This window comes from Streptacidiphilus monticola, from assembly GCF_042658505.1.
GTDB lineage: Bacteria > Actinomycetota > Actinomycetes > Streptomycetales > Streptomycetaceae > Streptacidiphilus > Streptacidiphilus monticola.
The window spans coordinates 9,111-18,253 of the sequence record NZ_JBHSQJ010000177.1; the positions used below are offsets into that span (position 1 = coordinate 9,111).

9 protein-coding genes and 1 pseudogene are annotated in these 9,143 nt (G+C 71.8%); 6 read left to right on the top strand and 4 right to left on the bottom strand.

Annotation, left to right across the window (positions count from 1 at the left end):
- Both larC and ACFP3V_RS30780 read right to left on the bottom strand, forming a co-directional pair.
- The coding region (gene larC / locus ACFP3V_RS30775; RefSeq protein ID WP_380590779.1) for a nickel pincer cofactor biosynthesis protein LarC at positions 1–1,157 on the bottom strand (1,157 nt) is incomplete at its 3' end.
- A gap of 2 nt (positions 1,158–1,159) precedes the next feature.
- Complete coding sequence (locus tag ACFP3V_RS30780) at positions 1,160–2,455, bottom strand: lactate racemase domain-containing protein (RefSeq protein ID WP_380590782.1); 1,296 nt, start codon at positions 2,453–2,455, stop codon at positions 1,160–1,162.
- 100 nt (positions 2,456–2,555) lie between these two features.
- On the opposite strand from ACFP3V_RS30780, the gene uxaC reads away from it, so the two are divergent.
- From uxaC to ACFP3V_RS30810, 6 genes and pseudogenes are all read left to right on the top strand, one after another.
- Positions 2,556–3,977, top strand: coding sequence for a glucuronate isomerase (uxaC, locus tag ACFP3V_RS30785; protein ID WP_380590785.1), 1,422 nt, complete (start codon positions 2,556–2,558; stop codon positions 3,975–3,977).
- Positions 3,974–5,371 carry a mannitol dehydrogenase family protein gene (locus ACFP3V_RS30790; RefSeq protein ID WP_380590787.1) on the top strand — a complete coding sequence of 466 codons (1,398 nt, stop codon included), beginning with the start codon at positions 3,974–3,976 and terminating at the stop codon, positions 5,369–5,371. Before uxaC ends, ACFP3V_RS30790 begins: the two co-directional genes overlap by 4 nt.
- Positions 5,356–5,724, top strand: a pseudogene (locus ACFP3V_RS30795) (FGGY family carbohydrate kinase); the annotation flags it as partial. The gene ACFP3V_RS30790 and the pseudogene ACFP3V_RS30795, both read left to right, overlap by 16 nt.
- Positions 5,725–5,797: 73 nt before the next feature.
- Positions 5,798–6,625, top strand: a complete 828-nt coding sequence (locus ACFP3V_RS30800) for an ABC transporter ATP-binding protein (RefSeq protein ID WP_380590790.1) — start codon at positions 5,798–5,800, stop codon at positions 6,623–6,625.
- Positions 6,622–7,461 (top strand): ATP-binding cassette domain-containing protein, encoded by an 840-nt coding sequence (locus ACFP3V_RS30805; RefSeq protein WP_380590802.1) that lies wholly within the window; start codon positions 6,622–6,624, stop codon positions 7,459–7,461. Before ACFP3V_RS30800 ends, ACFP3V_RS30805 begins: the two co-directional genes overlap by 4 nt.
- 2 nt (positions 7,462–7,463) lie before the next feature.
- On the top strand, positions 7,464–8,126 hold the full coding sequence (locus ACFP3V_RS30810) for a hypothetical protein (protein WP_380590793.1): 663 nt from the start codon (positions 7,464–7,466) through the stop codon (positions 8,124–8,126).
- Between the two features lie 283 nt (positions 8,127–8,409).
- On the opposite strand, the gene ACFP3V_RS30815 is transcribed toward ACFP3V_RS30810, so the two are convergent.
- Both ACFP3V_RS30815 and ACFP3V_RS30820 read right to left on the bottom strand, forming a co-directional pair.
- Positions 8,410–8,892, bottom strand: a complete 483-nt coding sequence (locus ACFP3V_RS30815; protein WP_380590796.1) for a hypothetical protein — start codon at positions 8,890–8,892, stop codon at positions 8,410–8,412.
- 3 nt (positions 8,893–8,895) lie between these two features.
- Positions 8,896–9,143 (bottom strand): hypothetical protein (locus ACFP3V_RS30820; protein WP_380590799.1); only part of this gene is annotated, 248 nt, incomplete at its 5' end.

Here is a 9,143-nt window from a genome sequence, read left to right on the forward strand (position 1 = left end):
GCGAGCACCACACGGACCGGCAGGCCCAGTTCCCGCGCCAGCTGGGCCACCGGATCGAATTCCGGGGTGGCCTGGAGGATCCGGCCGTCGCGGTGGCCGATCTTGACGGGGAGCCGGGTGCCGTGGACCTCGACGTCACGCCAGCAGCGCTGTGACGCGGTCTTGCGGACCGGGTGTTCGCGCAGACCCAGCGTGCTGGTCTCGCGCAGGACGGCCTCGCGCAGCGCCTCGGCGCGGTCCGGCCGGGCCAGCACGGAGAGGGTGTGCGCGGGGCGGCCCTTCTTCATGAGCACGGGCGTGAGCCAGGCGTCGGAGGCCCCCGCGTCCAGCAGCGCGGCCAGGACCAGGGGCCAGACCCGCGGGTCGAGGTCGTCGACGTTGGCCTCGATGACCACGGCCTCGCCGGGGTCCCCTGTGTCGGGCCCCGCGCCGGGCGGTTGCGCCACCGAGCCGATCAGGACCCGGACCACATTGGGACGGCCGGGCACGTCACGGCCGCCGGCTCCGATGCCGACGGCTTCCAGGTCCAGCACGGGCAGGTCTTCGCAGGCCTCGGCCAGTGCGGTGACCAGGGCCATGCCGGTGGGGGTGGCCAGTTCTCCGCTGCCGCCCGCGAACACCCGCCAGCCGAGGGCGAGTTCGGCGACGGCGGGCACCGGGACCGGCAATGATCCGTGCGCCGCGTCGATCCGGCCGGAGCCGACCGCGACCGGCCCGGCGGTCAGCCGTTCGACGCCGAGTGCGTGCAGGGCGGCGCTCACGCCGACCACGTCGGCGATCGAGTCCCACGCGCCGACCTCGTGGAAGTGCACCTGCTCGGGCGCGACTGCGTGCACCCGCGCCTCGGCTGCCGCCAGGCGGGCGAAGACGGCCAGAGCGCGTGCGCGTACCCGGTCCGGCAGTTCCGCCTCCTCCAGGCGTTCGCGGACGGCGGCCCAGGTGCGGTGCGGCTGGTCCGGCCGCAGGAGGTCGACGTGCATCCGGTTCGCCCGCAGCCCGGCGCGGGTCACCTGTTCCGGCGTCAGCCGCACGGTGTCGGGAACCACCGCGTCCACCGCCTGCTGCACCGCCTCCAGCGGGGCTCCGGCGTCGGTGAGGGCGCCGAGCAGCATGTCGCCCGCCACGCCCGCGCCCGCGTCGATCCATGCCGCGCGCACGGTCAGTTGCTCCGCAGTCGGTAGAGCACCTCGCCCGCCTGGGGCACCACCAGCGTGTCCGGGTCGGCGGCGAAGGCGGCCGGATCCACGGTGGCGGGGTCGAGGTAGTTGAGGTTCGCGGCCCGGACGATGTCCTGCGGGATGCCGGTGGCCAGGGTGACGGTGACGCGGCAGCGCTCGCCGTGGACCGGATCCCAACTCCCCGCTCCCCGCAGGTGGGTGGAGTGTGCGAGGACGCCCCAGTGCAGGTCCTTGTACCGGTCCCACTGGCCGGTGAAGAAGTCCCGGCAGTGGTAGCCGATCTGCTCGATCTCCGGGTGCATCTCGGCGAGCCGGGTGACGTGCGGGGCGTAGAGGATCACCTCCCCGCCGTCGGCGACGACCGGCTCCAGCTTGTAGAAGCCCTTGGCCGCGGTCCACACGTCCTGGTACTTGGCGGGCATCAGCGACAGCACCCGCTTGACCGGCGCTTCCAGGTAGCGCACGTGGGTCTCGGCGGAGACCTCGGCCGCTGCTGCCCAGGCCGCTTCGGGGGTGCCGAACGCGGCGGCGTGCAGCGCGCCGGAGCCGGACTCGGCGACCAGACACAGCGCCAGGCGGCGGCTGGGGATCAGCGCCGCGGCCTCGTCGATCAGGGCCCGCACGGGCGTGATGCCGCGGGTGCCGATGATCTCCGCGCTGCTGATGAGGGCACCGAGCCAGTGCGACAGATCGATGATCTCCGCGCCGGCGACACCGGGGAAGAAGTACTTGTTGCCGCCCGAGAAGCCGACCACCTCGTGCGGGAACACCGGTCCGAGCACCAGGGCGACGTCGTGCTCGGCCACCGCCCGGTTGAGCCGCACCCGCACCTGGTGGTGCAGCAGTCCCCCGGACAGCTCGCCGACCCGCTCGGCACGGATCGTGCCGAGGTCCGCGAAGGTGTCCTCCTGCCACCAGGCGTGGTTGAGCACGGTCGTGCCCGGATAGCGGTCGGCGAGCCGTTGCTCCTCGTAGCCGAGATGGGCGGCGAGTTCCGCCTCCCCCATCGCCGCGTGGGTGCCGAGGGCGATCAGCACCGTCAGCCGGCTCACCCGCCCGTGCAGCGCCCGGTGCACCGCGCCGAGCAGCAGGGGCAGCGGGCAGCTGCGGGTCCCGTCCGGGACGACGACGCAGACACTGCGTCCGTCCAGGTCCACGGCGGCCAGCTGCTGTTCGACGAAGGCCGTCACCTCGTCCTCGGCGAGGACCGTGCCCGGTCCGCCGACGAGAGCGGCGGCGGGGTGGTCGGTCCGGCTCGGGGCAGTCCTGTGGTTCATGACCCGCAGCGCATCACGCGGACCGTGCCGCCGCAAGGGCCGACGGCAACTGACGGCAACCGATTGCCAGCAGTTCCGGCCGCTGAGGAGACTCCCGTCCATGCCCGACCGCCATGTTCCGCTCCGACTGCACCCCGACCGCCTGCTGCCGCCCGATCCGGGGGTGCGCGACCTCGCTCTCCGGCTCTACGAGAGTGTCCGGTCCGCACCGATCCTCTCCCCCCACGGGCACGTCGACCCGCTGCTGCTCGTCCACGACGAGCCCTTCACCGACCCGGCCACGCTGCTGATCACCCCCGACCACTACGTCACCCGCCTGCTGCACGCAGCCGGAGTCCCGCTGGCCCAACTCGGCGTCGGGCAGGGCCGGTTGACGCAGGATCAGGCACGCGGCGTGTGGCGCCGGCTGTGCGAGCACTGGGCCGTCTTCCGGGGCACCCCGGTGCGCTACTGGCTGGAGTCGGAGCTGGCCGAGATCTTCGGCGTCGACGAGCGGCCGGGCGCCGACAGCGCCGACCGGATCTACGACCGGATCGCCGCCTGCCTGACGCAGCCGGACTTCCGGCCGCGGGCGCTGTTCCGCCGCTTCGGCATCGAAGTGCTCGCCACCACCGACGATCCCTGCGACGACCTGGCCGCCCACCGTGCGCTCGCCGCCGACGACGACTGGGACGGACGGGTGATCCCCACCTTCCGTCCCGACCGCTACCTCGAACCCGCCGGGCAGGACTGGGCCGCCGCCGTTGCCCGGCTCGGCGAGGCCGCGAACACCGACACCGGCGACTTCGACGGCTACGTGCAGGCCCTCGAGGTTCGGCGTCGCTACTTCGTCGAGCACGGCGCGACCTCGGCCGACCACAGCCACGCCGACGTCCGCACCGACCCGCTGCCCCACGCGGACGCCGCCCGCATCTACGCCGCAGCCCTCAAGGGCGAGGCCACCGACGGGGAGTGCACCGCGCTGCGCCGGCACATGCTCGGCGAGATGGCGCGGATGTCCTGCGAGGACGGGCTGGCCATGACGCTGCACCCGGGCGTGCGGCGCAACCACCACACGCCGACGTTCGACCGCTTCGGGCCGGACACCGGTCACGACATCCCCATCCCGGTCGAGTTCACCGACGCCCTGCGGCCCCTGCTGGAACGCTACGGCACCCATCCCGGCTTCCGGCTGGTCCTGTTCACCCTGGACGAGACGGTCTTCTCCCGGGAGATCGCCCCGCTCGCGGGCTTCTACCCGTCCGTCTACGCGGGCGCGCCGTGGTGGTTCCTGGACGCGCCCGACGCGATCCGCCGCTACCGGCGCGCGGTGACCGAGACGGCGGGCTTCACCCGCACCTCCGGCTTCGTCGACGACACCCGCGCGTTCTGCTCGATCCCCGCCCGCCACGACATGTCCCGGCGCCTGGACTGCGGCGTGCTGGCCGAACTGGTCGCCGAGCACCGCCTGGACGAGGACGAGGCGTTCGAGACGGCCGCCGACCTGGTGGCGGTCAACCCGCGGAAGGCCTTCAAGCTGTGACGCCCCGTCAACCCGCGAGCCCCCCGCTCTCCCGGTCCCGCGGCGACGGCCGCCCGGCCGCGCCGGTGCGCATCCTGCACCTGGGCCTCGGCAACTTCTTCCGCGCCCACCAGGCCTGGTACACCGAGCACGCGGGCGACGCGGACGCCTGGGGCATCGCGGCCTTCTGCGGACGCAGCGCGGACCTGGCCGAGCGGCTGACGGCCCAGGACGGGCTCTACACGCTGGTCACGCGTGGCCCCGACGGCGACCGCCACGACGTGGTGAGCGCGCTGACCCGGACCCACGCGGGCGGCGACCACGCCGCCTGGCTCGCCTACTGGGCCGATCCCGCCCTGGCCGTCGTCACCTTGACGGTGACCGAGGCCGGCTACACCCGGCGCCCCGACGGCGGGCTCGACAGCGACCGGGCTGAGGTGGCCGCCGACATCGCCGCCCTGCGCTCGGACGTCACGGCCCCGGTCGGCACGGCCGCCGCCCGCATCCTGGCCGGCCTGGCCGCGCGCGCCCGCGCCGGTGGCGGTCCAGTCGCGGTAGTGCCCTGCGACAACCTGAAGGGCAACGGGCAGGCGCTGGCACGGGTCGTCGCCGACCTGGCCGCGGCCACGGGCCGTCCGGACCTCGTCGCGGCCGTCGGGCACGCGTCCTGGGTGACGACGATGGTCGACCGGATCACCCCGGCCACCGAGGACGCGGACCTGCTCGCGGTCCGGGAGGCGACCGGGACGCACGACGCCGCACCGGTCGTCACCGAGCCCTTCTCCGAATGGGTGATCGCGGGGAACTTCCCTGCGGGCAGGCCGCGTTGGGAGGACGCCGGGGCCCGTTTCGTGCCCGACGCGACCCCGTACGAGGAGCGCAAGCTGTGGCTGCTCAACGGCGCGCACTCGCTGCTGGCCTACTACGGCCCGCTGCGCGGACACGACTCGGTGGCCCAGGCGGTGGCCGATCCGCAGTGCCGGCGCCTCGTGCTCGCCTGGTGGACCGAAGCCTCGCGGCACCTCGCCCTCCCGGCGTCCGAACTGCGCGACTACCAGAGCCGGCTGCTCACCCGCTTCGCCAATCCCCGGCTGCGCCACGCGCTGGCCCAGATCGCCGCCGACGGCTCGCAGAAGCTGCCGGTCCGCCTCGTTCCCACGCTGCGCGCCGAGCGCGCGGCCGGGCGGCTGCCCGAGGCGGCGGTCACCGTGGTGGCCTCCTGGCTGCTGCATCTGCGCGGCCACGGCGCACCCGTGCGCGACGGCTCCGTGGACCTGGCCCTCGCCGCCGGACCGGTTCCCGACGCCGCCCGCGCCGTCCTTTCCCTCCTGGCTCCCGAGCTGGCTCGGGACGACGAACTTGCCTCCGCCGTGGCGGACTTGACCAAGAGGATCGCCGTATGGGCGGCCAGCTGACCGACGTGCCGCCTCCCGCGGAAGTGGTGATCGGGCTCCACGTCGGCACCACCGCGGTCAAGGCCGTGGCCTTCGGCCTGGACGGCGTCTGGCGCCGCACGGCCGAGAGCGAGTACCGCATGCTGCGACCCGCGCCGGGCCAGCGTGTGCAGGACCCGGAGACCATTCTCACCGCGGTGGACACGGCTGTGGCCGACTGCGCGGCGGCCTGCGCCGGGATTGCGGTGGCCGGGATCGCGGTGAGCACGGCCATGCACGGCCTGGTCGGCCTGGACGCCGCGATGCGTCCGCTCACCCCGGTGGTGACCTGGGCGGACGGGCGTGCCCGGGAGCAGGCGCGGGAGCTGCGCGCGAGCGGACAGGCGCGGGACCGCCCGACCCACGACCGCCGCCGACACTGCGCAGGCGGACGGTGCCCTGCTCACCGTGCAGGGCCTCACCGTCGCCTACCCGACACCCACCGGTCAGCTGCGCGAGGTCGTCCGCGGAGTCGACCTGTCTCTGCGCGCCGGCGAGACCCTCGGCCTGGTCGGCCAGTCCGGCTCAGGCAAGACCCAGACCGCCTTCTCGATCCTGGGCGTCCTGCCCGCCCAGGCCGTCGTCGTCGCCGGCTCGGTCCGGCTGGACGGACGGGAACTGCTCGACCTGTCCGACGCCGAACTGCGCACCGTGCGCGGGCGGTCGGTGGCCTACGTGCCGCAGGAGCCCATGTCGAACCTGGACCCGACCTCCACCGTCGGCGCCCAGCTGGTCGAAGGGCTCCGGGCGGCGGACCCGATGCCCCGGCGGCAGGCACGGGAGCGGGTGCTCGCACTGCTCGCGCGGGTCGGCATCGCCGACCCGCAGCGGACCTTCGACGCCTACCCGCACCAGATCTCCGGCGGCATGGCCCAGCGCGCTCTGATCGCCGCAGCCGTCGCCGGCCGCCCCGCCCTGCTCTTCGCCGACGAGCCCACGACCGCACTCGACGTGACCGTCCAGGCAGAAATCCTCGACCTGCTGCGCGACCTGCAGGCGGAACTCGGCATGGCGGTGCTCCTGGTCACCCACAACTTCGGGGTGGTGGCCGACAGTTGCGAGCGGATCGCCGTCATGCAGCAGGGCCGGGTGGTGGAGACGGGCCGCACGACGGACGTCTTCGACACCCCGAAGCATCCGTACACAGCTTCCCTGCTCGGCTCGATCCTCGACGACGCGACCGTCCGCGCCGACCTGGAGACGACCATGGACACCACCGGCCAGGAGGCACCATGACCCCGCCCCTGCTCGACATCGCCGACCTGCGCGTCGCCTATCCGGGCCGCGGCTTCCGGGCCCGCCCCCAGGAAGTGCTGCACGGCGTCTCCCTGACGGTACGTCACGCAGAGACCCTCGGCATCGTCGGCGAGTCCGGCTCCGGCAAGACCACCATCGGCCGTGCCGTCCTCGGCCTGGTCCGGCCGACCGGCGGCCGGATCCGCTACCACGGCCAGGACATCACCCACCTCAGCAGCCGGGAACGCCGCGCCCTCGCCCGCGAGCTGCAGGTCGTCTTCCAGGACCCCCACACCTCGCTCAACCCGGCCCTCACCATCGGCGACATCCTCAGCGAACCACTGGTCGTTCAAGGCGCCCAACCGCGCGACGCCCGCGCGCGGATCCGCGAACTGCTCGACCAGGTCGGCCTGCCCAAAGACGCCTCCGAACGGCTCCCGCGCGAGTTCAGCGGCGGCCAGCGCCAACGCGTAGCCATCGCCCGCGCCCTCGCCCCAGGCCCACGCCCGATCGTCTGCGACGAGCCGGTCTCCGGACTCGACCTGTCCACCCAGGCCCGGGTACTCCAACTGTTCGTCGACATCCAGGAACGCACCGGCGTCGCCTACCTCTTCGTCTCCCACGACCTCGCGGTGATCCGGCACATCAGCCACCGGGTGAGCGTGGTCTACCGCGGCGACATCGTGGAGACCGGCCCAGCGGCCCGAGTGACCTCCACCCCGGACCACCCCTACACCCAACAGCTGCTGCTTTCGGCCCCAGCGGCCGACCCCGAGGCGCAGCGGCTACGCCGCGAACAGCGCCGACGCCGCGAGGGACACACCGAAAGGACATGACGGTGCTTCAACGAAACCGTGCGGGCATGCTCGCCGCGGACGACACGTCCGTGCGCCACCCGCTGCTTCACCAGCCCCCGCAACTCCGCCTCTGGCTCGGCGAGGACCCGCCGCTCCCGCTCACACCCATACATCGCGAGCGGGCACAGCGGGCACAACCGTCCACGGTCACCGCCGCGTCGACGGCCGCCTCCGACTACGGGACGACGGACATCGCACACACCAAAATCGTCAGCGAACCCACCCCAGGCGACTTCACGCTGAGCGATCGCGCCTGCCTGCGCGGCGAGGTCCCGGTCGGCCTCCGCGTGGACGTCGAACTCCCACTCATCGACGGACTCGACACGGCTGAGTGGCGCGACCCAGCGCCCCACACCTTCGGCAACGCCACCCAACTGCACCTGACCGGGCCATACGAAACCGTGCGAATCGCCGCGCCCGCACCCCTCCGCACCCGACTCAACCACCATCGCCGAATCAAGCTCAGCGCCGACGCCGGCACCGCGCCGGGCCAGACGCTCACCTGGCACTGGCGCACCCATCCCGAGGCCCTGACGGGCCGGAGGCGGGACGCGCGGGGGCGGGGCCGAGGAGGGCAGACCACGGCCCGACGAACGAGCCGAGGCGCGGCCCGGACGGGCCGCACACAAGAGGCGCAGCAATAGGCCGGCAGCGATGGAAATTCCGCTGATCGTCATGGAACTTGCCCCTCAGCTGGCAAACTCCTCGGCTACGGGCTACTCGATGGAAAGGGCAGGCGTGGCGATCAGTCCCTCCCCAACCTCAGGGCAGACAGCAGTACGGGTCCTGTTCATCCTGGACCGGCTTGGGGACCCTTGCCTCGGCGCCGGACAACCATCCGGCGCAGGCACCCACCGCGCCAGGACGAGCCCCACTCCCGGCCGACCGACCCTCCACTAGCCGGGCCGATACTTCCCTTCTCCGGAATTAAATGATCTTCGCTTGCCAGCTTTCGGACAGGAAACGCCGATCCCCCTGAGCCCAATAATGCCGAGCCATTTCAACAACATCAGCATACTCGCGGCGACCCACAATTGAAATCAGTGCAGATTCTGCAGGGGTCCCGTCTTCGTAAGGTCGGGCCACCATGACGGCACTTTCCTCAAACATGAACCCCTGAACAAGCCAGTGATCAAGCGACTCCGCAAGGGACAAAGTAGCTGGATCATGAAGTTTCTCTTCAGAAACCAGTGCCGACAGAGCAGCCTCTTGCTTCTCGAAAGGCGGCCTAAGTCTCTCGTCGGAAAACCGAGGGAGGCTCGCCATTTCCTCGAAAGCCCCATAGGCGAAGCATAGTTCAGAATTGCCAATCAGTCGACCTGCGACAATCAATTGAAATCGAGATACGCCAGAGCCAGTCACGCGGGTGACAAGGAGGCCGAATCGACCATCGTTGGTCAGGAACTTCACGACCTATCCCCTCCTGACGGAAATTCGAATATCATCCTCCGGAATGAATGCTGGCTTGCCAGACTTCGTGAATCCATTGCTGCTTCCACTGAAGTGCCAGACATCGTCGCCATGCTGGGAGTAGCGGTAGTAGACCGCCTTTCGCCCGCTGCCAATCTTGGTCCATCGTACCTTGCCAACCTGGACGCTCTTGGCAAATTGTTCCTCCGCATCGGGAGTGTCCGGATCTTTGTGGGTGGCCTGATGTCGGG

Excerpts from the sequence above, each read along its gene's own strand:
- uxaC (WP_380590785.1), top strand. The coding sequence starts at position 2,556 with ATGCCCGACCGCCATGTTCCGCTCCGACTGCACCCCGACCGCCTGCTG.
- ACFP3V_RS30805 (WP_380590802.1), top strand. The coding sequence starts at position 6,622 with ATGACCCCGCCCCTGCTCGACATCGCCGACCTGCGCGTCGCCTATCCG.
- ACFP3V_RS30780 (WP_380590782.1), bottom strand. The coding sequence starts at position 2,455 with ATGAACCACAGGACTGCCCCGAGCCGGACCGACCACCCCGCCGCCGCT.